22 protein-coding genes and 2 pseudogenes are annotated in these 21,765 nt (G+C 47.0%); 18 read left to right on the top strand and 6 right to left on the bottom strand.

Translation table 11 applies throughout. The annotated features are described in order from the left end of the window. Positions 1 to 5 precede the first annotated feature (5 nt). Positions 6 to 1,424, bottom strand: a complete 1,419-nt coding sequence (locus QGT46_RS11080) for an MATE family efflux transporter (protein ID WP_301590843.1) — start codon at positions 1,422 to 1,424, stop codon at positions 6 to 8. Between the two features lie 18 nt (positions 1,425 to 1,442). Continuing rightward, positions 1,443 to 1,871 carry a MarR family transcriptional regulator gene (locus QGT46_RS11075; protein ID WP_024728467.1) on the bottom strand — a complete coding sequence of 143 codons (429 nt, stop codon included), beginning with the start codon at positions 1,869 to 1,871 and terminating at the stop codon, positions 1,443 to 1,445. Positions 1,872 to 2,037: 166 nt separating this feature from the next. Between QGT46_RS11075 and QGT46_RS11070 the strand changes: the two genes are divergently transcribed. The 3 genes from QGT46_RS11070 to QGT46_RS11060 all read left to right on the top strand — a co-directional run bounded on the left by QGT46_RS11070 (position 2,038) and on the right by QGT46_RS11060 (position 4,445). Then, a complete protein-coding gene (locus QGT46_RS11070; RefSeq protein ID WP_024728466.1) occupies positions 2,038 to 2,289 on the top strand; it encodes a glycerate kinase in 252 nt (83 codons plus the stop codon). A gap of 103 nt (positions 2,290 to 2,392) precedes the next feature. Beyond that, positions 2,393 to 3,052 carry an alpha/beta fold hydrolase gene (locus tag QGT46_RS11065; RefSeq protein ID WP_024728465.1) on the top strand — a complete coding sequence of 220 codons (660 nt, stop codon included), beginning with the start codon at positions 2,393 to 2,395 and terminating at the stop codon, positions 3,050 to 3,052. Between the two features lie 106 nt (positions 3,053 to 3,158). Then, positions 3,159 to 4,445 (top strand): homoserine dehydrogenase, encoded by a 1,287-nt coding sequence (locus QGT46_RS11060; protein WP_148459613.1) that lies wholly within the window; start codon positions 3,159 to 3,161, stop codon positions 4,443 to 4,445. Here the strand turns inward: QGT46_RS11060 and QGT46_RS11055 are convergent. Next, positions 4,442 to 5,347, bottom strand: a complete 906-nt coding sequence (locus QGT46_RS11055) for a DMT family transporter (RefSeq protein ID WP_301590838.1) — start codon at positions 5,345 to 5,347, stop codon at positions 4,442 to 4,444. The genes QGT46_RS11060 and QGT46_RS11055 overlap by 4 nt on opposite strands. A gap of 139 nt (positions 5,348 to 5,486) precedes the next feature. Here QGT46_RS11055 and QGT46_RS11050 point away from each other — a divergent pair, with 139 nt between their 5' ends. The 7 genes and pseudogenes from QGT46_RS11050 to QGT46_RS11025 all read left to right on the top strand — a co-directional run bounded on the left by QGT46_RS11050 (position 5,487) and on the right by QGT46_RS11025 (position 7,740). Beyond that, positions 5,487 to 5,711 carry an aldo/keto reductase gene (locus tag QGT46_RS11050; RefSeq protein WP_270432245.1) on the top strand — a complete coding sequence of 75 codons (225 nt, stop codon included), beginning with the start codon at positions 5,487 to 5,489 and terminating at the stop codon, positions 5,709 to 5,711. A 138-nt stretch (positions 5,712 to 5,849) separates the two neighbouring features. Beyond that, the gene (locus QGT46_RS11045; protein ID WP_301590833.1) at positions 5,850 to 6,410 is read left to right on the top strand and encodes a DUF3793 family protein; all 561 of its coding nucleotides are present in this window, start codon (positions 5,850 to 5,852) and stop codon (positions 6,408 to 6,410) included. A 13-nt stretch (positions 6,411 to 6,423) separates the two neighbouring features. Continuing rightward, entirely contained in the window at positions 6,424 to 6,861 is a 438-nt protein-coding gene (locus QGT46_RS11040) for a flavodoxin (RefSeq protein WP_024728460.1), read from the top strand. A gap of 61 nt (positions 6,862 to 6,922) precedes the next feature. After that, on the top strand, positions 6,923 to 7,201 hold the full coding sequence (locus QGT46_RS11035) for a DUF2325 domain-containing protein (protein WP_006566567.1): 279 nt from the start codon (positions 6,923 to 6,925) through the stop codon (positions 7,199 to 7,201). Positions 7,202 to 7,350: 149 nt separating this feature from the next. Further along, positions 7,351 to 7,503: pseudogene (locus QGT46_RS11030) on the top strand (ABC transporter ATP-binding protein); the annotation flags it as partial. Further along, a pseudogene (locus tag QGT46_RS16995) lies at positions 7,476 to 7,577 on the top strand (ABC transporter ATP-binding protein); the annotation flags it as partial. The pseudogenes QGT46_RS11030 and QGT46_RS16995, both read left to right, overlap by 28 nt. Further along, positions 7,552 to 7,740, top strand: a complete 189-nt coding sequence (locus QGT46_RS11025) for a hypothetical protein (protein ID WP_235824590.1) — start codon at positions 7,552 to 7,554, stop codon at positions 7,738 to 7,740. The pseudogene QGT46_RS16995 and the gene QGT46_RS11025, both read left to right, overlap by 26 nt. A gap of 129 nt (positions 7,741 to 7,869) precedes the next feature. Here QGT46_RS11025 and QGT46_RS11020 read toward each other — a convergent pair whose 3' ends face one another. Next, the gene (locus tag QGT46_RS11020; RefSeq protein ID WP_301590828.1) at positions 7,870 to 8,715 is read right to left on the bottom strand and encodes an AraC family transcriptional regulator; all 846 of its coding nucleotides are present in this window, start codon (positions 8,713 to 8,715) and stop codon (positions 7,870 to 7,872) included. 233 nt (positions 8,716 to 8,948) lie between these two features. Here QGT46_RS11020 and QGT46_RS11015 point away from each other — a divergent pair, with 233 nt between their 5' ends. Genes QGT46_RS11015 through QGT46_RS10995 form a run of 5 tightly spaced genes read left to right on the top strand, consistent with a single transcriptional unit; the run spans position 8,949 to position 14,496 of the window. Next, on the top strand, positions 8,949 to 10,073 hold the full coding sequence (locus QGT46_RS11015) for a Gfo/Idh/MocA family protein (protein ID WP_148459617.1): 1,125 nt from the start codon (positions 8,949 to 8,951) through the stop codon (positions 10,071 to 10,073). Positions 10,074 to 10,085: 12 nt separating this feature from the next. Further along, positions 10,086 to 10,979: a myo-inosose-2 dehydratase gene (gene iolE / locus QGT46_RS11010; RefSeq protein WP_024728456.1), complete on the top strand. Its 894-nt coding sequence runs from the start codon at positions 10,086 to 10,088 to the stop codon at positions 10,977 to 10,979. 15 nt (positions 10,980 to 10,994) lie between these two features. Further along, positions 10,995 to 11,999: a Gfo/Idh/MocA family oxidoreductase gene (locus QGT46_RS11005; protein ID WP_301590825.1), complete on the top strand. Its 1,005-nt coding sequence runs from the start codon at positions 10,995 to 10,997 to the stop codon at positions 11,997 to 11,999. A 24-nt stretch (positions 12,000 to 12,023) separates the two neighbouring features. Then, positions 12,024 to 13,061 carry a zinc-dependent alcohol dehydrogenase gene (locus QGT46_RS11000; RefSeq protein ID WP_024728454.1) on the top strand — a complete coding sequence of 346 codons (1,038 nt, stop codon included), beginning with the start codon at positions 12,024 to 12,026 and terminating at the stop codon, positions 13,059 to 13,061. Between the two features lie 37 nt (positions 13,062 to 13,098). Then, complete coding sequence (locus QGT46_RS10995; RefSeq protein WP_301590822.1) at positions 13,099 to 14,496, top strand: MFS transporter; 1,398 nt, start codon at positions 13,099 to 13,101, stop codon at positions 14,494 to 14,496. 115 nt (positions 14,497 to 14,611) lie between these two features. On the opposite strand, the gene htpG is transcribed toward QGT46_RS10995, so the two are convergent. Beyond that, positions 14,612 to 16,603 (bottom strand): molecular chaperone HtpG, encoded by a 1,992-nt coding sequence (gene htpG / locus QGT46_RS10990; protein WP_024728452.1) that lies wholly within the window; start codon positions 16,601 to 16,603, stop codon positions 14,612 to 14,614. 224 nt (positions 16,604 to 16,827) lie between these two features. Between htpG and QGT46_RS10985 the strand changes: the two genes are divergently transcribed. Genes QGT46_RS10985 through QGT46_RS10975 form a run of 3 tightly spaced genes read left to right on the top strand, consistent with a single transcriptional unit; the run spans position 16,828 to position 19,638 of the window. Continuing rightward, positions 16,828 to 18,315, top strand: a complete 1,488-nt coding sequence (locus tag QGT46_RS10985) for an FAD-dependent oxidoreductase (RefSeq protein ID WP_024728451.1) — start codon at positions 16,828 to 16,830, stop codon at positions 18,313 to 18,315. Next, entirely contained in the window at positions 18,263 to 19,189 is a 927-nt protein-coding gene (locus tag QGT46_RS10980; RefSeq protein WP_024728450.1) for a tocopherol cyclase family protein, read from the top strand. Before QGT46_RS10985 ends, QGT46_RS10980 begins: the two co-directional genes overlap by 53 nt. Beyond that, positions 19,186 to 19,638, top strand: coding sequence for an NAD(P)H-dependent oxidoreductase subunit E (locus tag QGT46_RS10975; RefSeq protein ID WP_301590818.1), 453 nt, complete (start codon positions 19,186 to 19,188; stop codon positions 19,636 to 19,638). The genes QGT46_RS10980 and QGT46_RS10975 overlap by 4 nt, the downstream gene beginning before the upstream one ends. Here the strand turns inward: QGT46_RS10975 and QGT46_RS10970 are convergent. Further along, the gene (locus tag QGT46_RS10970; RefSeq protein ID WP_301590816.1) at positions 19,621 to 21,660 is read right to left on the bottom strand and encodes a thioredoxin domain-containing protein; all 2,040 of its coding nucleotides are present in this window, start codon (positions 21,658 to 21,660) and stop codon (positions 19,621 to 19,623) included. The genes QGT46_RS10975 and QGT46_RS10970 overlap by 18 nt on opposite strands. Positions 21,661 to 21,765: the final 105 nt, after the last annotated feature.

The following is a 21,765-nucleotide window of genomic DNA, read 5'->3' as shown; positions in this document are numbered from 1 at the left end:
TAATCTCAGCGGGGAACGGCTGCTGCCGCTTCAGAAGAAGAATCCTGTGAAGTTTCCAGCTTCCGCATCTGAATAAATTCATGACGGCCAAGGAAGAAGGCGGTGACAGCGGCAATCCCGTCAGCGATGGGGCCTGCATACATGACTCCGTCGATTCCGAGGAATACAGGGAGCAGCAGGATCAGAGGGAGCAAAAACAGTATCTGCCTGGTGAGGGATAAGAGCATCCCTTTCAAGGATTTCCCTATGGAACTGAAAAAGTTGGACACGATAGGCTGGAGTCCATTTATAAATACCATAAAAAGATAAATGCGGAAATAGCGCTCGGCAAAGTGAAAATAGGCTGCGCTTCCCTCTCCGAAAATGCTGACGATCTGCCTCGGGATCAGCTGAAAACAGATAAATGCGGCGGAGAAAATAGCGGTTACGGTTATGATCTCTTTTTTCAGGGTGTCACGAACCCGGCCGTACAGCTGTGCTCCGTAGTTGAAGCCAAGGATGGGCTGGCAGCCCTGAGCGATGCCGATGGCAAATGCCATGACAAATGCATTGACCTTTATAATCACTCCCGCACATGCAAGCGGAATATCGCTTCCGTAGGAGGAAAGGGCACCGTAGTATGCCAGAGTGTTGTTTAAAGCGATCTGTACGGCCATCATGGCAATCTGGTTGAAGAAGCTGGCGATGCCGATGGACACAATGTCCTTAAGATTATCCGCCTTGATCTTCAGACAGTCTTTTGTGAGCTTCATGGTCCGGAATCTTGTGAGATAGACAGCGGCCATGACACAGGAGACGGCCTGGCCGATGACCGTGGCCGCGGCTCCGCCTGCGATGCCCCAATGGAATCCAAAGATAAACAGAGGGTCCAGGCAGGTGTTGATGACGGCTCCTGTCACTATGACGACCATAGAGTATCTGGGGCTGCCGTCGGACCGAATCAGATTGCAGAACCCATTGGTGGCGATCAGAAACGGAAATCCCAGTGCAGTGATCCTTGTGTAGGTCAGGGCATAGGGAAATACCTGTTTCGTGGAACCGAAGGCGATCAGGATCGGTTTCAGGAAAAGAAGGGAAAAAATACTTAAGGCAAGACCCGAGAGGATCAGAAGAGATATAGAGGTACCGGCAAAGCTTTTTGCCTTTTCGTTTTTTCCTCTCCCCATGTTGAGATTAAAATTAGAGGCACCACCGATGCCGATGAGAAGTGAAAGGGCGATGCAGACATTGACGAAGGGAAACGCCACGTTGGTTGCCGCATTGCCGAGCATGCCGACACCCTGGCCGATGAAGATCTGGTCCACAATATTGTAGAGGGAGCTCACCAGCATGGCGATCACGCTCGGCACAGAATATTTGGCAATGAGCCGGCCGGTGCTCTCAAAGGCCAGCGGATTGTCCTGAACTGAATGCTGCTGTTCCATAATTCATATCTCTCTTTCTTATCTATGATATACAAAGTCTAACATATGGTTTCCGGCCCGCGTGAGGAATTCCAGAAACAGATGTTTTTCTTCTTCGGTGAAGCCTTCAAGAATCTTTGAGTTCCAGCGCTTCAGGGCGTCTTTGATGACCGGGCAGACGTCTTTTGCTCTTTGGGTCGGATAGATGTTGTAGCAGCGTCTGTTGTCCCTGTTCTGCACCCGAACAATATAATTTTCTTTTTCCAGGTGGGCAAGAGCCCTTGTCACGTTGCTGGCATTGACATTGAACGCGGTCAGCAGGTCTTCCTGGGCAATGCCCGGATCTTCACAGATTTTTAATATATAAATGTGCTGGCTGCTGTTAAACCCCAGATCTTTGAATTCTTTATCCAGCTGCATTTTCGTAAACCGGGATATGGTCGATATCCATTTTAAAAAGCCTTTCACTTATCTACTCCTTTATAACAGTTGCGTGCGCAATAAATGATAACTTTATGATACCGCTGGAAAAAAAGATTGTCAAGGCGTATGATAATCGTAAGGACGATGTATCAGGCGAAGAATTTCGGGAAAAATCAATGTAAGATGAAGTAAGAGAAAGAAGGATTTTTAAATGGAAAAGTTTATTTGTATCCTGGATTCTTTTCGGGGGACCGCAAGTTCCCTCGAAATGTGCCGGATCATGAGCCGAAAAATTTCAGAGATATATCCGGACAGTGAAGTTATTGCCATCCCTGCGGCAGACGGAGGGGAGGGCAGTGTGGATGTGTTTATGAAGGTTTTTGGCGGAGTGAGGGTGCGGATTGAGGCAAAAGACAAAAGGGAGCAGACTCTGAACAGGTGGCACATTTGGACCAGGGGCTGATGCATTTTTCCGAGAGCCGTTTTTACACTGAAGAACACATCGCGTTTGCGGTGGAGAATATCCTGCGTCTTGTCAGGGCTTTAGAAAAACAGGGAGGAGAGTCATGTTTGTCCAGTTAAACAGCATCAAAATGTATTATAAAAGGTACGGCAGCGGAAGGCCGCTGATCCTGCTGCACGGCAATGGGGAAGACCACACTATTTTCAGGGAGGTCATAAAACCGCTGTCCAAAAATTTTACGCTTTATCTGCCGGATGCCAGAGGACATGGGAGAAGCTCGGGCACAGAGGAGTTTCACTATATGGACATGGCATCCGATATGGTCCAGTTTATCAAAAAGCTCAGGATTGAAAGTCCGGCTTTTTATGGATTCAGTGACGGTGGGATCGTCGGGCTTCTGCTGGCATCCAAAAGGCCGGGGCTCTTGTCCCATTTGATTATAAGCGGAGCCAATATCAATCCAGAAGGCCTGAAAGCAGAGCTCAGGATTCCGCTGAAGATTTCTTATTTTTGGTCCCGGGACCCGAAGGTGAAGTTAATGCTCACAGAACCCCATATTTCCAGAAGCCAGCTAAAGGGCATAAGGACAAAGACCCTGGTCCTTGCCGGAAGCAGGGATCTGGTCAAAGAGAGCCAGACGAGAGAGATCGCCAGGCTGATTCCAAGAGCCAGGCTCAGGATCTTAAAGGGGGAGAGCCATGAAAGCTACGTGGTTCATAACAAAGCACTGGCAACTATTATCGAACATGAACTTCTGCGTTAGTATTTTATGATGCCAAAGGTCTTGCAAAGAAACGATGGTGAGCATATACTAAAGGAACCAAAATTGATAGTCTGAAAAGAGAAATCCAAAGGAAAGAGGTAGGAATATGGAAGAATTAAAGACACTGAAGATCGGCCTTTTGGGGTCCGGGACTGTGGGAACCGGAGTTTATAAGCTGGTGGAGAGCCAGAGGGAAGAGATGCCCCATAAAATCGGAGCCAATCTCTCGGTGGCAAAGATCCTTGTGAGGGATAAGACAAAAAAGAGGGACGGGATCGACCAGAGCCTGCTCACAGACCGTTTTGAAGATATTATAGAAGATGATGATATCCGGATCGTCGTGGAAGTGATGGGAGGGATTGAACCTGCCAGAACTTACATAAATGCCGCGTTGAAAGCGGGAAAGCATGTGGTCACTGCCAACAAGGACCTGATCGCAGAGCATGGAAAGGAACTTTTGGATGAAGCTTCCGCCAACGGCTGTGATCTGCTGTTCGAGGCGGCAGTGGCAGGAGGCATTCCGATCCTGCGTCCGTTAAAGCAGTGCCTGGCGGGGAACCATCTGTCCGAAGTCATGGGGATCGTAAACGGCACCACAAATTTTATTCTCTCCAAGATGACACAGGAGGGAATGGAATTTTCGGATGCTCTCATGCTTGCCACGGAACTTGGATATGCAGAGGCAGATCCCACGGCGGATATTGAAGGGTACGATGCGGGGCGCAAAGTTGCCATTATGGCCTCTATCGCATTTAATTCCAGAGTTACTTTTTCAGATGTTTATACGGAAGGGATTACTAAGATTACGTCCAGAGATATCTCCTATGCCAAAGAGATGGGCTGTACCATCAAGCTTTTGGGTGTGGCCAAGAACACGCCGGATGGAATAGAGGTACGTGTCCATCCGATGCTGATTCCAAGCGGCCATCCGCTGGCAAAGGTAGATGATTCCTTTAATGCGGTGTTTGTCCACGGAGACGCGGTGGATGATGCTATGTTTTATGGAAGAGGTGCCGGAGAACTGCCGACGGCCAGTGCCATCATGGGTGACGTGATCGATGTGGCAAGGAATATCCGGTTTGACTGCTGCGGAAGGATCAGCTGTACCTGTTATAAGGACCTGCCGATCAAGAAGATCAATGAGATTGAGAGTAGATATTTTCTGAGGCTTAAAGTTGAGGACAGGGCAGGAGTGCTCGCAAAGATCGCAGATACACTCGGCAGATATAATGTCAGCATATCCCAGGTGATTCAGAAAGACAGCAGAGAAGGGACAGCCGAGCTGGTTGTCATTACCGCAAAAGTAAAAGAGCAGAACTTCTCAGACGCGCTGGCTACCATTGCCGAGATGCAGACGACAAAGAAAGTTTCCAGCGTCATCCGGGTATATTAAGTATCCACGGATGTCTGTCCGGCTTCTCTGGCTTCAGCCCTGGAGTAAAGAAGCACGCCTCCGACCGTGATGAGTCCTCCCAGAACCTGAAGGACAGCGGGAAGTTCCTGAAGCAAAAAGACCGCAAACACGGATGCGACCACAGGCTCACACAGCTTAGAGGCCGACACAAAGGCAGGAGAGAAAAATTTCAGGCACCAGCTGAAGATGCTGTGGCCCAATAAAGTAGAAAAAATACTTAACAAAAACCCGACGACTGCCGGGCTTTTTCCGTGCCCGAAAAGCGAATATCCCTGGATCAGTAACGTAAACACCAGAGATATGGAGCAGAATCCGTATACGATATATGTATAGCTGACCGTGGACATTTCCGTCCGGGCGATCCTTCCGATCAGTGTATATACCGCCACGAAAACGGCAGCGGCCAGGGCGAGCATGTCTCCGTACAGGCTGCCGTGGGAGCCGGCAGAGTCGGAAAATGCGATCAGGACGCTTCCGGCCAGAGTGAAGATAATGCTTATGACAGCAGTGCGGGACAGATGTCCCTTCATAAAAATTGTGAAGCCCAGGGCGACCCAGATGACTTCCGTACAAACGATGGCCGTGGAGCTTGCAACGGTGGTGTGGGAGAGGGATTCAAACCAGAATGTAAAATGCAGGGCCAGGAAAATACCGCTGACCGCACAGAGACAGACGGTTTTACGGTCTGTCTGCCTGAGCTCGGCAAGATAACTTTTTTTTCCGAGCACCACCGGTGTCATCAGAAGCACCGTCCACAGCAGGCGGTAAGCTGCGGTCACTGACGAAGGAGCATAAGAATATTTGACCAAAATTGCAGAAAGGGATATCCCGATGATCCCGATGACGATCATGGTCATCGGATGTTTTTCTAAAAATTTCATAATAACTCTCTTTTCTATCGTATTTATAAAATCTAGTATACCACATCTTTACACCGTTTTAATGCCCTTACCCTCTACCTTGACACTAATTTTATTTTCTCTGTGATAAGCTTTTTAATCATAAAGGAGGATATGAAGAATGAATACAGTTATTTGTCTGATCGGTGTCACAGCGCTGGCACAGCTTTGTGTGAAGTATGCACTGCAGCATAAAACGATACCGCTCGTAAAAAGCGTGACCAGGGAAAGTATTAAGGATAATTTAAAGCTTGATTTTACGATCAGTCCTGAAGATATGAAGATTCTGGATGCGGTTTCCACCTGTGAAGGTTCTTACAGAGACAGTGACCACATTGACTTTTAAAATGATACGAGTTTTTGGTAAGGGAATAATTGAGAATGACTCTCAGTTATTCCCTTGCTTTTTTTGAAAAGGGTGATATGATGTTGGTAGTTAGTTAATACTAACCATCGCGCGGTGTAAGAATGAAGCAGGTGTGACATGAGAGAGAAAACCTTATCAGATTTAATCGTAGAGCATTGTGCCCCGACTTTGGCGGGAATGAAATGCGGCAGCCTGTTTAACTACCGTTATCAGGAAAATGCGGCTGCAAGGCAGGAAATCCGCAGCTGGAATCAATGGCTGAATCCATGCGGGCTATATCTGGAAGCGCTGAAATGGAGAGAAGAGTCGGTCTTGGTTTATGTATACCGAAGAAAAGACCTGGATCAGAGACTCCGGGAGGAAGGAATTGCTGAGCTGCTTTTTGATTTCGGTTATTCCGGAACAGAGGCCGGACACTGTCTGAGCCATTTGAAAAGCAGGCTTTTGGCAGATGATTTTCCCCACGAGATTGGTGTGTTTCTGGATTACCCGCTGGGGGATGTTCTCGGATTTATTGAGAACAGAGGGATGAACTGCAGGCTCTGCGGAATGTGGAAGGTTTACTGCGATCAATGTGAGGCACTGAAATTATTTAAAAAATATAGGAAGTGTAAAGAAATCTACTGGAAATTGTATCAGCAGGGCAGGGGTATTTTGAAGATGACCGTTGCGGCATAAGAAAGGAGTTATCATGGCAAAAGTATACATAGCATTTTGGAGCGGCACAGGCAACACAGGAATTATGGCGGAGGCCATCGCAGAGGGAGTCACGGCGGCAGGCGGGACCGCGGAATTTGTGGATGTGGAATCAGTCTCTGCGGACACACTGAAAGATGCAAAAGCATTTGCACTCGGCTGCCCTTCAATGGGAGTAGAACAGCTGGAGGAATCGGCAATGGAGCCATTTGTTGAGGAAGTAGCAGCCTTTGCTTCAGGAAAGCAGATCGCACTTTTCGGTTCCTACGGATGGGGTGACGGAGAATGGATGCGGGACTGGACAGACCGTATGAAATCTGCAGGAGCATCTGTTGTGGGCGGAGAGGGACTGATCGCCCATGAAACTCCGGATGACGATGCAAAAGCGGCCTGCATAAGCCTTGGGAAAACCCTGGTAAAGCTGGCCCAATAAAAATGATAACAAGTGCGGGAGCCGGTTTGACTGGCTCCATTTTAAACAGAGGAGGCTGCTTATGAGTGTTGTGATCATTGGAGGACACGACCGGATGGTCTGTCAGTATAAAAGAATCTGCAAAGAATATAACTGCAAAGCAAAAGTGTTTACTCAGATGAGTGCAAAACTGGGAAAGCAGGTGGGGAGCCCTGACTTAGTTGTTCTGTTCACCAATACAGTTTCCCATAAGATGGTGAAATGTGCCCTCTGCGAGGCGAAAAGGAGCAAGGCCAAAATCGTCCGGTCGCACAGCAGCAGTGAGGCGGCGCTGGAATCAATCTTAGAACAGTGTTCCTGAGAAAAGGATGCAGGGAGTTGAAGCGGACTTATCCGCTTCTTTTTTTTAATGAATCCTTACAAGAAGTGTAAGTGTTATTCAGAAGTGTTATTTTGTATAATAAGGTCAGAAAGACAACCGAGTCCTATGACTGTGAGAAAGGATACAAAATGACCGAGAAAAAAATGGAGGTACAGTCTCTTAAAAAGTATTATGGAAAAAAAGAAAATATAACAAAGGCCCTGGATGGAATCAGTTTTCAGGTTGTGGACGATGAGTTTATTGGTATCATGGGAAGCAGCGGGTCGCAGCGGCCAGGGCTCTCTTGTTAAGACCGGAAATTCTGCTGGCAGACGAACCCACAGGGGCGCTTGATTCTAAAAATAATGCTGTATTATGCAAGACTTAAAAATGCGTGTACGGACGATGTATTTGAAAAAGTTTCACTTCCGCATATATGCGGTGAAGTGATACTTGCAGTCAGGGACAATGGAATCGGGGTCAAGCCGTATGATCTGCCGTTTATTTTTGATAAAGGATTTACGGGAGATACAAATTAGAAGAAAAAGAATTCCACAGGAATGGGGCTTTATCTGGCAAAGCAGACGGCGGACAGCCTGGGGATACAGATCGAAATCCCGGAGGATTACACAGAAGGCTTTGAAATTGTCTTCCGGTTCTGCAAAGTTTTAACGCCAAAAATTTCTATACTGAAACGGTGTCATATCGGTATTTTTCCGAAAAGCCATAATAAAATGGGATGGATTGGAAAAGCCGCATTCAAGCCCGATCTCCTCGATACTCAGGGAGGTTGTGGTCAGCAATTTTTTTGAGCAGCGAAGTCTCTGTGTTAAGAGATATTTGTGAGGCGTCAATCCATAAATTTCTTTAAATTTTCTCAAATAATAATAATGGCTGAGTCCTGCCATGTCTGCAAGAACTTCCAGAGAGATATCTTTCTCGTCTAAATGCCCCTTCATGTATTCTGCAGTCTTTTCAATAGAAAGCTCCAGATCACTTTTTTTCTTTTCTCTGGATGTGATGGCCAGTAAAGCCAGCAGTCTGTGCAGATAGACGGAAGCTACATGAGGAGAAGGTTCCGTCTTGTCATACAGCATCAGGATCCGTTCACAGCAATGTTCAATCTCAGGAATAAGATCGGCAGAGCTGATGACAAATCCCTGCTGATTCAACAGCATATCCGTATAAGCATGGCTGGTGTTGCCTTTAAAATGAAACCATCTCATGCGCAGATGATCCTCGCTGGCGTAGTAGCGGTGTGGTCTTCTGCAGTCTAAAAGTATGATCATTCCAGAATGTGCTGTTTTAGTCTCACCTTCGTATTCTATTGTAAGTGAGCCTGAATCTACCAGAATAATCTGGTTTACATCCAGCGAATTTCTGCTCAAAGAGTATTCTCCGTCACAGTGATAGATCCCTCCGTGAGGCGAATAAAACAGATAGTCTGCCGTAAACGGGTCAGGTTCATAATAGTAGCGTTCTGAGTCTTTCAGTACACCGTTCTCTCCAATCATCAATTTCTCCTTAAAGAGCAATTTTTTATTATTTTCTGACAATCCTGCATAGTGATTTATTGTACAGATTATTGTACGATACAACATGTAAAGAGTCAAACATGATTTTGCCGGCATGTTTTATCATAATCAAGGAGTGGTGCAGCAGGAGCTGTACTGCGCTGGTCTCTTGCAGAAAAAGACAATATATTATTATGAATGGGAACACAATCTTATGTTAGGAGGATCTGAAAATGAAAGGAATTCGTATTGGTTTAATCGGAGCAGGATGGATGGGAAAGGCACATACAACTGCATTCCACAGCGCAAAAATGATATTCGGAGATGATGTGCCGGTGTTTGAGATGATTTCTGATGTGAATGAGGAACAAGTAAAGAACATGGCTGAGTCCTTAGGTTACAACCGTTATACAACAGACTGGACGGACATCGTAAAAGATCCGGACATTGATCTGGTAGATGTGGCTACACCCAACAGCATGCACTTTGAAATGGTGAAGGCTGCCCTGGAAAACGGAAAGCATGTCTTCTGTGAGAAACCGTTGTCCCTGTCCGGAGAGCAGTCACAGATTCTTGCGGACTTGGCAGCAGAAAAGAATGTGGTAAATTACTGTGGATTTTCAAATCTTATGAATCCTGCCAATCAATATGTAAAGGATTTAGTGCAGAGCGGCAGACTGGGTAAGATCATGAGGATTCATGCAACTTATGATCAGGATATGCTGTTAGATCCGGAACAGCCGATCACCTGGAGACATGTAAATAAATTTGCCGGATCCGGTGCGTTGGGAGATCTGGCAAGCCATTTGCTTTCTGTATCCCAGATGATCTTAGGCGATATTGAAGAGGTGAATGCTGTGGACTCTATTGTCATACCAGAACGGCCGCTTCCGGGCAAAAACGAAATGGCCACGGTGGAAAATGATGATTTGATCACCTTCCTTGTAAAATACAAAAATGGGGCCATCGGAGATATTTCTGCATCCCGGGTTGCCACAGGCAGAAAGAATTACTTCTATTATGAGATCCAGGGAACCGAAGGGACTGTGGTTTATGATTTGGAGAGAATGTGTGAAGTTCAGGTTTATTTTAAGGCGGATGCAGATAAGGACAACGGGCGTGACTGCGGTTTCCGCACAGTTCTTTTAAATCCGGAGCACAAGGGATTCAAATACTTCCAGCCGGCAGGAGGGATCGCCATAGCCTTTGATGATATGAAGACCCTGCAGGCACATGAGCTGATGCAGGCCATGAACGGGGGCAGCTATGAGGGGAGTTTTGCCATGGGGGCAAAAGTGGACGGAGTCATAAGCGCTGTTCTGAAATCCGTAAAGAGCAGACAGTGGGAATCATGCTAAAGGAGGAGAAACATGAAGTTTCAAAATGTTAAATTAGGAATCGCACCGATCGGGTGGACAAACGACGATATGCCTCAGTTAGGGGGAGACCTGTCCTTTGAGCAGATGGTCTCCGAGGCTTCCCTGGCAGGCTTTCAGGGCACTGAAGTGGGAGGAAAGTTTCCAACCGATCCAAAAGCACTCAACAAGGCTTTAAAACTGAGAAATATGGAGATCGCCAGCCAGTGGTTTTCTTCCTTTCTCTGCTCTGAACCTTACGAAAAAAATGAAAAAGCATTTATCAAACAGCTGGACTTTCTGGAGGCAGTGGGGGCATCCCGCATCAATGTCTGCGAACTGACAAGATGTCTGTTTGCGGAGGAGACCTCTATGTTTGGTGACAACAAGCCGGAGGCCACAGAACAGGAGTGGGAGCTGCTGTGCCAGGGACTTGACAGGTTGGGAAGGATTGCCACAGACCGTGGGTTTAAACTATGCTTTCACCATCATATGGCTACGGTGGTACAGACTACAGCAGAGACAAAACGGCTGATGGACCATACAAATCCCCGTTATGTATTTCTCTGCTATGATACCGGGCATTTCACGTTCTCGGATGAGGATCCGGTGGAAGCTGCCCGGATGTTCGGTGACAGGATCGGACATGTGCACCTGAAAGATATCCGCAGGGATAAAATGAAACAGGCATATGACGAAGGCTTCAAGTTCAGGAAAGCAGTGCTGGAAGGGTGCTTTACGATTCCGGGGGACGGATGTGTGGATTATGACGGTGTGTTTTCGGAACTTCATAAGGCGGGTTACGAGGGCTGGTTCATCGTTGAGGCAGAGCAGGATCCGGCAAAGGCAAATCCATTTGAATATGCAGTCATGGCAAGAAACTATATCAGGGAGAAGACCGGTCTGTAAGGAGGACAAAAAGTTATGGGAAAGATCAAGTTTGGAATTATAGGAATTGGAAATATGGGATGTATGCGTATCCGAAATCTTCACTGCCGTATTCCGCAGTCAGAAGTCATCGCCGTATGTGGTAGGAGGGAGACGCAGGTGAAAGCGGTCCAGGAGGAATTCGGCATTCCTTATGGCTACACAGACTATGACGAGATGCTTCAAAATCCGGAAATCGATGCGGTTTTGATCGCCACAGGAGCAGACGCCCACAAGGATCAGGTTGTGGCTGCCTGCAAGGCAAAGAAGCATATCTTTTGTGAAAAGCCGCTGGCGAAAAAGGTAGAGGACTGTCTGGCCATTGAAGAGGCAGTAAAACAAAATTCAGAAAAGTGTTTTACCGTGGGATTTATGAGGAGATTTGATCCCTCCTATGCAGAGGCAAAGAAAAAGATCAAAAACGGTGAGATCGGGACACCGATCTTATTTAAGGGGGTCAGCCTGGATCCGTCTACGGTGCTGGACGCTCATCTGGAGGGTGTGAAAAAAGGAATTTATGTACCGTGGTTTATTGAGATGGGCAGTCATGATACAGATCTTGCACGGTGGTTCCTCGACGGAGATCCCGAGGACTGCCATGCCTTTGGCGGTGCCTATGTGTGCAAAGGGCTGGAAGAATACGATGACTATGACAATGGATTTTCTCTGACCAGAATGGACAATGGGACAACTGCATACATTCAGGTGGGAAGAACTGCGACCTGCAGCCATGTGGAATCTGAGATTGTGGGCACAAAAGGCACCATCCGCATAAACAGCGTGCCGAGGAAAAACTATGTGTCTGCCTTTACAGAGAAAGGCTATGTGGAGGAATGCCAGGAAGACTTTATGAACCGCTGGGGAGATGCATTCTATAATGAACTTGAGAACTTTGTGGACTGTGTAGAGAACGGACGCAGCCCGGAGATTACGGCCCATGACGGTACGATGAGCCTTAAGTTCTGCCAGAAACTGCATCAGGCATATTTGGATGAAAAATAACCGAAAATCTGGAAGGAGAAGAAGATGAGTGATAAAATGAATGCAATCGTATTTAAAGATTTAGGAGAATTTGAATATACACAGAGACCGGTACCCCAGGTTTCCCATGGAGACGATGTACAGATCAGGATCCTGGCCGCCAGCATCTGCGGTACAGATGTACATATTTTGCGCAATCCGCCCGGAATCAAGGCAAATAGGGGGATCATCCTTGGACACGAATGTGTGGGTGAGGTTACAGAGATCGGCAGTGATGTGATCGATTTAAAAGTGGGCGACCACATTATTCTGGACAACAATGTGCCGTGCGGAGTCTGCACACCGTGCCAGACAGGAAATAGTAATCTGTGTACGCATATGGGATCCATGGGTGTTCATAAAGATGGAGTCTTCGCCCAGTATGCCGTAGCCCCTGAAAGGCAAATGGTGCGGATTCCAAAAGAGATCCCGTTAGAGCAGGCAATTTTTGCAGAACCGCTGAACTGTGTCATGGGCGCAGTGAAAAAGCTGAAGGTGATGCCGGGTGATACAGCATTGGTGCTGGGAGGCGGACCGATCGGATTATATTTTACGACATTGCTGAAAGCCTGCGGAGCGGGAAAGGTTCTTGTATCCGAGGTATCGGATTTCCGCACGGAGTATGCGAAAGCCCAGGGGGCGGACCGTGTGATCAATCCTGCGAAAGAGGATTTAAAGACAGAGGTGCTGAGTGAGACAGAAGGAACCGGGGCAGATATCGTTATAGACGCAGTGGGAATTCTGATCAACGATGCGCTCTCAGCAGTCAAAAGCGGAGGAAGCATTCTGCTCTTTGGACAGAACGGGGCCGCAAGACAGGAAATCTGCCAGAATGATATTACGGCCAGGGGACTCACAGTTTATGGCAACTTTATTGGAAATTACACTCTGAAAAATGTGGCGAATCTTTTGTCCAGCAGAAAAGTAGACTTTGTCAATATGATCACCCATAAGCTTCCTCTTGAAGATTTCGAGACAGGGCTGAAAGCCATGCAAAAAGGGGAAGCATTGGAAGTGGTCCTGGACCCGTTTGCCAACGCATAAGCCAGCGTATAAGAATAAACGTTTATGGAGGAAATATATGGATAAACAGACGAGGGAAATTGACAATAGTTTTAAAAGGATCCCCTGGAGAGTGCGCTTTGCCTACGGTTCCGGCGATGTGGCAATCAATGTGGTTTATGGAATGATTGGAAGCCTGCTGACGATATTTTATACGGATTATGTGGGTGTCTCAGTGGCGGCCATCGGTGTGGTAATGCTGGTCTCAAGGCTTTTTGACGGATGCTCCGATATCATTATGGGTTTTGTTGTGGAGCGAACACACTCAAAATGGGGAAAATCAAGGCCGTGGGTGCTGTGGATGGCGCTGCCGTACTCTGTCTCCGTGGTGCTTTTGTTCACCGTGCCCATGACTACAGATCTTTTGCAGCTGGTATACATTTTTATCACGTATAACCTTTGCAACACCGTATGCTTCACCATGCTGAGTCTGCCTTATGGAAGCCTGTCCGCCATGATGACCAGAAATTCCACAGAACGTGATATGCTGAGCATTGTAAGAATGGGGATGTCCCCATTCGGTCGGATCATGGCAGTGGGCTGCTCGCTTCCGCTGGTAAAGATTATGGGAAATGACCAGGCAGCCTGGATCAAAACAATTTCCATCTGGGCGGTGATCGCGCTGATCCTGCTGCTGATCTGCTTTATCAACTGTAAGGAAAATGTCCATATACCGGCGGCGGAAGAAAAAAAAGATAAGCAGCCTGTCCTGAAATCTATGAAGTATTTACTCACAAACCAGTATTTTTGGGCGGTGCTGATTCTGTGGATGATGCAGAATGTTATTTACAGCCTGACGGGGACCATTCTCCCTTATTACTGCAAATATATACTTTATAATGACAGCTATATGTACAGTGTGCTGTATTTCACAGAGACACTGGTGCTCATGGGAGCGACCTGTATCTGTCCCCTTCTTCTCAGAAAATTTGGCAAGAGGAATATGTCTCTTTTTGGGGCTGTCCTTGCTCTGGCAGGACAGCTGGTATTCTTCATGGATCCGGAAAGCTTTTCGTGGCTTTTGTTCAGCTGTGTGATCCGGGCTGTCTGCCTGGCGCCGTTAAATTCTATTATTTTTGGAATGCTGGGTGATGTGGTGGAATTCGGACAGTGGAAACATCACGTGCGTCAGGAAAGCCTGATCTTTGCATGTGGTTCTGTGGGGACAAAGATCGGAAACGGGCTTGCAGCAGCAGCCATGACAAGTCTCCTGGGAATGTCTGGTTACATAAGTTCAGCTGCAGGCAGTACTGTCCAGCCGGGTTCTGCCCTGGCAATGATTATGAACATTTATAAGTTCGGTCCTGTTCTTGTGTGGGTGATCGTCATCGCAGTACTGTTTCTCTATAAGCTGGACAAACGATATGATACCATTATGTCGGACCTGGAAAAAAGGGAAAGGCAGGGGGAATTATAGTAGATTTATAAAAATCGGCGCGCTGTCCATAGCAGGCATGGCCATAAAAAACAAGGGTCCTTGCAGCTGAGATATATACTCCCAACTGCAAGGACCCTTGCGAATATTGGCTATTTTATTTCGTCAGCATCTGCATGATCTTATTGCTGCGTGCGATGAATTTTGTCATCTGATCGGCCGGGAGCTGTTTGTTGCTTAAAACTGCCAGGTCATAAAGCTGTTCACAGATGATCGGTGTATTCTCTGCGTCCCCGTGTTTAAACAGGTACTGTACCAGCTGGTTGTTGGCATTTAAGGTCAGAGATTCCGCTCCTCCGAACATGGCCGGGTCCATGCCTGCCATTCCGTACATTTTCATCATATCCTGCATCCGGCGGCTCTCCTCGGATAAGGTGATGACTGCGGATACATCTTCATTTTTCAGTTTGTCCACATGGACATCCAGATTTTCCTTTCCAAGAGTCTTTCTGAATAATTCCGTAAGCGCAGTCGTGATGTCGGTGAGATCTTCTTCGGAATCCTCTTTCAGGGCACCTTCCACATCGGCGTCGATCCGTTTGAACGCCAGGTTCGGATTCTGCTGTTCCAGCTGAGAGATAAACGCCGCATCAATGTTGTGTTTCAGGATGACGGCATCCAGACCCTGTTCTTTGAACATATTGATATACTGGCTCTGCTGTACTTCGTCCGTAATGTAGTAGATGGTTGTCTTGTCTTTCTCATCGGCAGGGACCGGAGCCAGGTCACTGAGTGTTAAATACTTTTGATCCATGTTCTTGAACAGAACGTAGTCTTTGATCTTTTCTCCGAATTTCTGGTCCTTGATATAGCCGAATTTAATGAACGGGCTGATATCATCCCAATATTTTTCATAGGTTTCACGGTCGGTCTTGCACATGCCGCTCAGTTTATCCGCAACCTTCTTGGAAATGTAGTCGGAGATTTTTTTCACAAAGCCGTCGTTCTGGAGAGCGCTCCTTGAAACATTCAGCGGCAGGTCCGGACAGTCGATGACACCTTTTAAGAGCATCAGGAATTCAGGGATGACTTCCTTGATGTTGTCGGCGATGAACACCTGGCTGTTGTAAAGCTTGATGGTTCCTTCGATGGAATCATACTCCGTGTTGATCTGCGGGAAGTACAAGATTCCCTTCAGATTAAACGGATAGTCCATATTTAAGTGAATCCAGAACAGAGGCTCTTTGAAATCCGCAAATACTTTATGATAAAATGCCTTGTATTCTTCGTCCGTGCAGTCGTTCGGGTGTTTCATCCAAAGCGGATGTGTATCGCTTAAAGATACCGGGCGCTTATTGATCTTTACCAGATCTTTTGCGGGAGAAACCTCGACCGTTTCTTTTTCGCCGTTTTCATTTTCCTTTTCTTCGGTCTTTGCATCCTCATGGATATGCTCGACAACCACATCCTCTTCGGTCAGTTCTGATTCGTCGATCGTCTCATATTCCTGTTCTTTATTGGCATCGGTCAAAAAGATTTCCACAGGCATGAAAGAACAGTACTTCTGAATGACTTCTTCAACTTTGGATTCGTTGGCAAACATCAGGCTGTCTTCATTTAAAAACAGTGTGATCTGTGTTCCGACCTGTTCCCGGACGCCGTCTTCGATGTCATATTCTGTACCGCCGTCGCACTCCCAGTGTACCGGAACCGCACCATCTTTGTAAGAGAGGCTGTCGATATAAACCTTATCGGCTACCATAAATGCAGAATAGAATCCAAGACCGAAATGTCCGATGATCTGGTCCTGATCTGTCTTATCCTTATATTTCTCTAAAAATTCTGTGGCTCCTGAGAACGCGATCTGTGTGATGTATTCTTCGACTTCCTCAGCCGTCATACCAAGGCCGGTATCGATAAACTTCATTGTTTTTTCTTTAGCATCAACGATGACCTGGATTTCCTCTTTGTGACCTTCCGGAAATTCATATTCGCCCATGGAAGCCAGTTTCCGGAGTTTTGTGATGGCATCGCATCCATTTGAGATCAATTCCCTGACGAAAATATCATGATCGGAATACAGCCATTTTTTAATAATTGGAAAAATGTTCTCACTGTTAATTGAAAGGTTACCATGTTTTTGTGCCATGATATACACACTCCTTTGCATTGCTTTTCTATTGACAGGTTTAATTTTCAATTCTTCGGCAGGACAAGAATCTGCCGTTCTGCATAATATTGTAGAGCCACAGAAAGGGAAAGTCAAGAGAAAATTAGCACTCAATTCATATGAGTGCTGATAATTCTGCCGTGAATAGTCCGGATTAATTTGAGCCATCCTAAAAAGAAAAATAATTGAAGGGAGGGATTTTTGTGGATACGATTTGGGAAAAGACTGTGGATATGCCTTCTTTCCCGGCTTTTCAGGGGAGAAAAAAAGTTGAGACTGCAGTGATCGGCGGGGGCATAGCCGGAATTTTGACAGCGTATCTCCTGGCACTGGAGGGAAGAGAAGTTCTCGTTTTGGAGGCAGACAGAATCGGCAGCGGACAGACAAAGGGGACTACAGCAAAAATTACAGTTTCCCATGGTCTGATCTACCAAAAGCTGATCCGTGAAGTCGGAAGGGAACAGGCAAGGCAATATGCACTGATGAACCAGACTGCGGTGAGAAAATACAGGGAATTGATAAAGGATCATCAGATCGACTGTGATTTTAAAGAATGCTCTTCCTATTTATACTCCAATTATCAGGAAGAGGCGCTGAAGGAAGAAGTACACGCGGCACAGTCACTTGGCCTTCCGGCTGATTATACGTCACAGACAGAACTCCCCTTTTCCGTGAAAGGGGCAGTCAGGTATACTGGACAGGCCAGATTTCATCCGCTGAAATTTTTAAAAGCAGCGGCGGAAGGGCTGGAGATTTATGAACAGACCCTTGTCACAGATGTGGAGAGGAACAAAATTATCACGGACCGGGGAATCGTTGAGGCGGAGAATATCGTCTTTACGACCCATTATCCCATCATGAACCGGCCCGGATATTATTTTCTTCGAATGCATCAGGAACGGAGCTACGTTCTGGCTCTCACGGGGACTGATCATATAGAAGATATGTATCTGGGAGTCGATCCAAACAACGGCCTGTCTTTTCGGCCTTACGGACCATATCTCTTATTCGGCGGCGGAGGCCACAGGACGGGTGAGAATCTTTTGGGAGGGCAGTATCAGATGCTTGAGTCAAATGCCCGCCAGTACTGGGGAAATTGCCGGGTGGAAAGCGCCTGGTCCGCACAGGACTGTATGACCATTGATTCTATTCCTTATATTGGATATTACTCTTTTTCAAAGACGGGATGGTATGTGGCAACAGGATTTAAGAAGTGGGGGATGAGTTCTTCCATGGCATCTGCTCTTTTGATCACAGATTATATTATAGAAAAGAGGAATGCCTTTGCCCATGTATTTTCACCTCAGAGGCTTCATCTGAAGGCATCAGCCAAATCGCTGGCAAAAGAGGGGATGGTGACTGCCAGGAACTTTGTACTGGAGAGAATGAAGATTCCAGATGAAGAGGCGGCGCATCTTAAAAAGGGACAGGGCGGTGTGATCGAATACGAAGGGAAAAAGGCCGGGGCATATAGAGACGAGAAGGGAATTGTCCACGTAGTTTCTCTGACCTGTCCGCATCTAGGATGCATCCTCCAGTGGAATCCGGAGGAATTAAGCTGGGACTGTCCATGCCATGGTTCCAGATTTGACTATAAAGGAAATTTAATTGACAATCCAGCAAAGGAGGATTTAACACATGAAAAACCCGAATGCATTTCAGGGGACAAAAAGAAAGAAGAATTATTTTGAGGGCTGGTATTTAAAACACCAGAAAGGGGATCAGATGTTTTCGATCATACCAGCTTATCATATTGACCGGGAAGGAAATGCATTTTCATCCCTTCAGGTGATCACAAAGGAGCAGTCATGGTATTTTTCCTGGAAGGCTGAGGCTTTCTGCGGATCGGGACAGAAGTTTCATGTAGTCCTGGATACGGGAAGAGGAGAGGGGCCGGTAAGCATTTTTTCTGAGCGGGGCATTCTTCTCAATATCCATGAGGAAGGATTAAGCCTTGAGGGGAGGATCATTTATAAAAATATTCATCCGCTTTCTTCCGATATTATGGGGCCGTTCCGGCATGTGCCCGGAATGCAGTGCCGCCATGGGATCATCAGTATGCGGCATCAGCTTTTCGGAGAAGTCACTTTGAACGGATATAAGATGAACTTTGACCAGGGGACAGGATACATTGAAAAGGACTGGGGCGGATCTTTTCCGGATGCCTACCTCTGGTCCCAGAGCATATTTCCCGACAGCGGAAAGAACAGCCTGATGCTGGCGGCGGCAAAAATACCGATTGCAGGCCTTCATTTCGATGGGGTGCTTGCGGCGCTGAATTTATACGGAAAGGAATATAAGATAGGTACTTACCTGGGCGCTAAAGTAAAGACAGACTGGAAATCCAGGATCATCATCCGGCAGGGGGACTTAAAACTCCGGGCCCAGCTCCTCTCCGGAGACGGAAATGAGCTTCTTGCGCCGGAACACGGGGCAATGGACCGGAGGATCAAGGAAAGTCTGTGCTGCAGAGTGAGATATACTTTTTGGGACCAGAAACTGAAGGTCCTTGATATGATCACGGACAGGGGAAGCTTTGAACAGAGTCAGAAGGAGAGAACATGAATCTACGTGTCGGTGAGATCCTAAAGTTTTATGAGAGGCAGGGGAAGCCGGCAGGACAGGAAGAGATTCTTTCTGCCCTCCGGGAGATCCAGGAGGTGCTGGGATGCATCCCGAAAGCGGTGCAGGAAGAAGCTTCCCTGCGGCTTGGGGTCAAGCCGTCCTTTCTTGCCGCATTTGTAAAAAAGTATCCTGAATTTAAGGAAGTTTCAGAAAAATATGAGATCCAGGTCTGCACCGGTCCGTCCTGCGGGGCAGGAAAAGCCCTTGAAATATTGAGGGCTGTGGAAGCTGCAGGGAAGCAGAAAGAACGGGAACAGGGAATCTCCGTTAAAATTGTGAAAGGCAGATGTACCCGGCAGTGCGGCAAAGGCCCCAATCTTAAGATCAATGGGGTCCTTCACCATCACATGACGCCGGAACAGGCGGCCGAGTTAATCCGCCTCCTGTAAGAGTGCTTCCAGGCTTTCTGCGTCAAAGACCGGAGCCTGACAGGCCCGTCCCCGGCAGAGGTAGCAGGATATTTTATCCGGAAGCACCGGATATTCTTTCGTGAACGGAGCAATGGCAGCCAGCATATCTTTGTTTCGCTCTGTTTTGACCAGTACGGTTAAGTCAGTCATCTGACGTCTGGAGAGCAGTTCCAGGAATTCTTCGGGAAGGCTCTCTTTTTTTGCCGTGATGACCAGCTGTCTGGACGGATGAAACTGGGAAGACAGCACGGTCAGGGCATAACAGTAAGCAGAAGGATGGACAGACAGATCTGCAGAAAAATAAGAAAAAGTCTGATCCATGCAGTCTCTGTATATGGATCTTCCGGTTATTTCAGATAAGATCGAGAGCACATGGAGGGCAGCGGAGTTGCCGGAAGGCAGGGCGCCGTCATAGAGTTCTTTCGGTCTGGAGATCAGTGCCTCGCTTTCACTGGAATAGAGGAAAAACCCGCCGTGTTCCCGGTCAAAAAACAGAGAGATCATGAGGTCTGCCGCCTGAACTGCCTTTTTAAGGTATTCTTCCAGAAAAGTGGAGCGATAGAGAGAAAGCATGGCCAGGGAATAAAAAGCATAGTCCTCCAGCTGGCCGTCATAAGCCGCTTCCTCGCCGCACCACCGGAGAAACAGGCGGCCATCGTTTTTTCTTAAATGTTTGTCAAGGAAAGCTTCTGCTTTTTGTGCAGCATAAAGGAATGTCTTTCGTCCGAAAATCCGGGATGCTTTTGTGAGAGCAGAGATCATCAGGCAATTCCAGGAAGTCAGTATTTTTTTGTCTGTGGAAAGACTGGTCCGCTTCTTTCGGTAAAGATAAAGGGCCTCCTTCATCTTTTGTAAGTCCTCCGGGTCATCCGGGAGAACAGAATGGTTCAGCAGATTCGGGATGTTTTTGCCTTCAAAATTGCCGCGGTCCGTAATATCATAGCGGCGGCAGAAAAGCCTGCCTTTTTCTTCTCCCAGAACGTGAAGGATTTCATCTTGGGTGAAAGTGTAGTACTTCCCTTCTTCCCCTTCGCTGTCTGCATCCTGACTGCAGTAAAAGCCTCCATCGGGATGAGAAAGTTCTTCTAAGACATAGGAGACGGCCGCATCAACGATTTCGGGAAAGAGAGAATTTTTACAGCATGCATAGGCTTCCCCATATGCCTCTAAAAGAAGTGCATTGTCATACAGCATCTTCTCAAAATGGGGCACCAGCCAGCGGTCATCAGTTGAATAGCGGGAAAAGCCTCCTCCGATATGGTCAAAGATTCCTCCCCGATACATACAAAGAAGTGTGTGCTCTGCCATAAACAGACTGTCCTTATCACCGCACAGTTTGTATTGATGAATCAGAAACAGCAGCACTGCCGGAGTCGGAAATTTGGGCGCTGTGCCAAACCCACCGTTGACTTTGTCAAAGGATGCTTTAAGTTCTGCCAAAGCCTGAGCCGGGACATCTTCTGATAGGGAAACATTTTCTGACGGCCTTCGATTTGTATTCAGCTGGTCAGTGATCTCATTTCCGATTTTTAAAAGGCGTTCCCGGTCCTGTTTCCATAAGAGAGAGATTCGGGGCAGCAGGTCCATGAGGCCTGTCAGCTGGTATCGGGAAGTCTTGGGCAGATAAGTGGCCGCAAAAAACGGTTTCTGGTCAGGTGTCATAAAAACAGACATGGGCCAGCCGCCGGACCCGGTCATTACCTGGCAGACAGACATATAGACGGAATCAATGTCCGGGCGTTCTTCTCTGTCTACTTTAACGGAAATAAAATTTTTGTTCAAAAGCTCTGCCACTTCCGGGTTCTCGAAAGATTCCTCCTCCATCACATGACACCAGTGACAGGAGGCATAGCCGATACTCAAAAATACAGGCTTGTCTTCAGCTCTGGCTTTTTCAAAGGCTTTGGGACCCCATGGGTACCAGCGCACCGGATTGTGTGCGTGCTGGAGCAGATAAGGTGATTTTTCATGGATTAAAAGGTTTGGTTCAAATTTTGACATATAGGCTCCTTTCCAAATGGTTATGGCTTTAGAATATGCAGATCCTTTTTGTTTCATCCGGACATCAGGTTCTGTTATAATAAAAAGAAATACTGATTGTAAGAC

The sequence above is a fragment of the Anaerostipes faecis genome, from assembly GCF_910574135.1.
Taxonomy (GTDB): domain Bacteria; phylum Bacillota; class Clostridia; order Lachnospirales; family Lachnospiraceae; genus Anaerostipes; species Anaerostipes hominis.
The sequence above is the reverse complement of the archived record's forward strand: the minus strand, read 5'-3'. Positions and strand labels throughout refer to the sequence as shown.

Bases quoted from the DNA above. Each gene is read 5' to 3' on its own strand.
- QGT46_RS11050 (WP_270432245.1), top strand. From the start codon at position 5,487: ATGAATACAGTTATTTGTCTGATCGGTGTCACAGCGCTGGCACAGCTT.
- QGT46_RS11060 (WP_148459613.1), top strand. From the start codon at position 3,159: ATGGAAGAATTAAAGACACTGAAGATCGGCCTTTTGGGGTCCGGGACT.
- QGT46_RS11015 (WP_148459617.1), top strand. From the start codon at position 8,949: ATGAAAGGAATTCGTATTGGTTTAATCGGAGCAGGATGGATGGGAAAG.
- QGT46_RS11005 (WP_301590825.1), top strand. From the start codon at position 10,995: ATGGGAAAGATCAAGTTTGGAATTATAGGAATTGGAAATATGGGATGT.
- iolE (WP_024728456.1), top strand. From the start codon at position 10,086: ATGAAGTTTCAAAATGTTAAATTAGGAATCGCACCGATCGGGTGGACA.
- QGT46_RS11065 (WP_024728465.1), top strand. From the start codon at position 2,393: ATGTTTGTCCAGTTAAACAGCATCAAAATGTATTATAAAAGGTACGGC.
- QGT46_RS10995 (WP_301590822.1), top strand. From the start codon at position 13,099: ATGGATAAACAGACGAGGGAAATTGACAATAGTTTTAAAAGGATCCCC.
- QGT46_RS11055 (WP_301590838.1), bottom strand. From the start codon at position 5,347: ATGAAATTTTTAGAAAAACATCCGATGACCATGATCGTCATCGGGATC.
- QGT46_RS11035 (WP_006566567.1), top strand. From the start codon at position 6,923: ATGAGTGTTGTGATCATTGGAGGACACGACCGGATGGTCTGTCAGTAT.
- QGT46_RS10975 (WP_301590818.1), top strand. From the start codon at position 19,186: ATGAATCTACGTGTCGGTGAGATCCTAAAGTTTTATGAGAGGCAGGGG.
- QGT46_RS11020 (WP_301590828.1), bottom strand. From the start codon at position 8,715: ATGATTGGAGAGAACGGTGTACTGAAAGACTCAGAACGCTACTATTAT.
- QGT46_RS11045 (WP_301590833.1), top strand. From the start codon at position 5,850: ATGAGAGAGAAAACCTTATCAGATTTAATCGTAGAGCATTGTGCCCCG.
- QGT46_RS11070 (WP_024728466.1), top strand. From the start codon at position 2,038: ATGGAAAAGTTTATTTGTATCCTGGATTCTTTTCGGGGGACCGCAAGT.
- QGT46_RS11040 (WP_024728460.1), top strand. From the start codon at position 6,424: ATGGCAAAAGTATACATAGCATTTTGGAGCGGCACAGGCAACACAGGA.
- QGT46_RS11080 (WP_301590843.1), bottom strand. From the start codon at position 1,424: ATGGAACAGCAGCATTCAGTTCAGGACAATCCGCTGGCCTTTGAGAGC.
- QGT46_RS10980 (WP_024728450.1), top strand. From the start codon at position 18,263: ATGAAAAACCCGAATGCATTTCAGGGGACAAAAAGAAAGAAGAATTAT.
- htpG (WP_024728452.1), bottom strand. From the start codon at position 16,603: ATGGCACAAAAACATGGTAACCTTTCAATTAACAGTGAGAACATTTTT.
- QGT46_RS10970 (WP_301590816.1), bottom strand. From the start codon at position 21,660: ATGTCAAAATTTGAACCAAACCTTTTAATCCATGAAAAATCACCTTAT.
- QGT46_RS11000 (WP_024728454.1), top strand. From the start codon at position 12,024: ATGAGTGATAAAATGAATGCAATCGTATTTAAAGATTTAGGAGAATTT.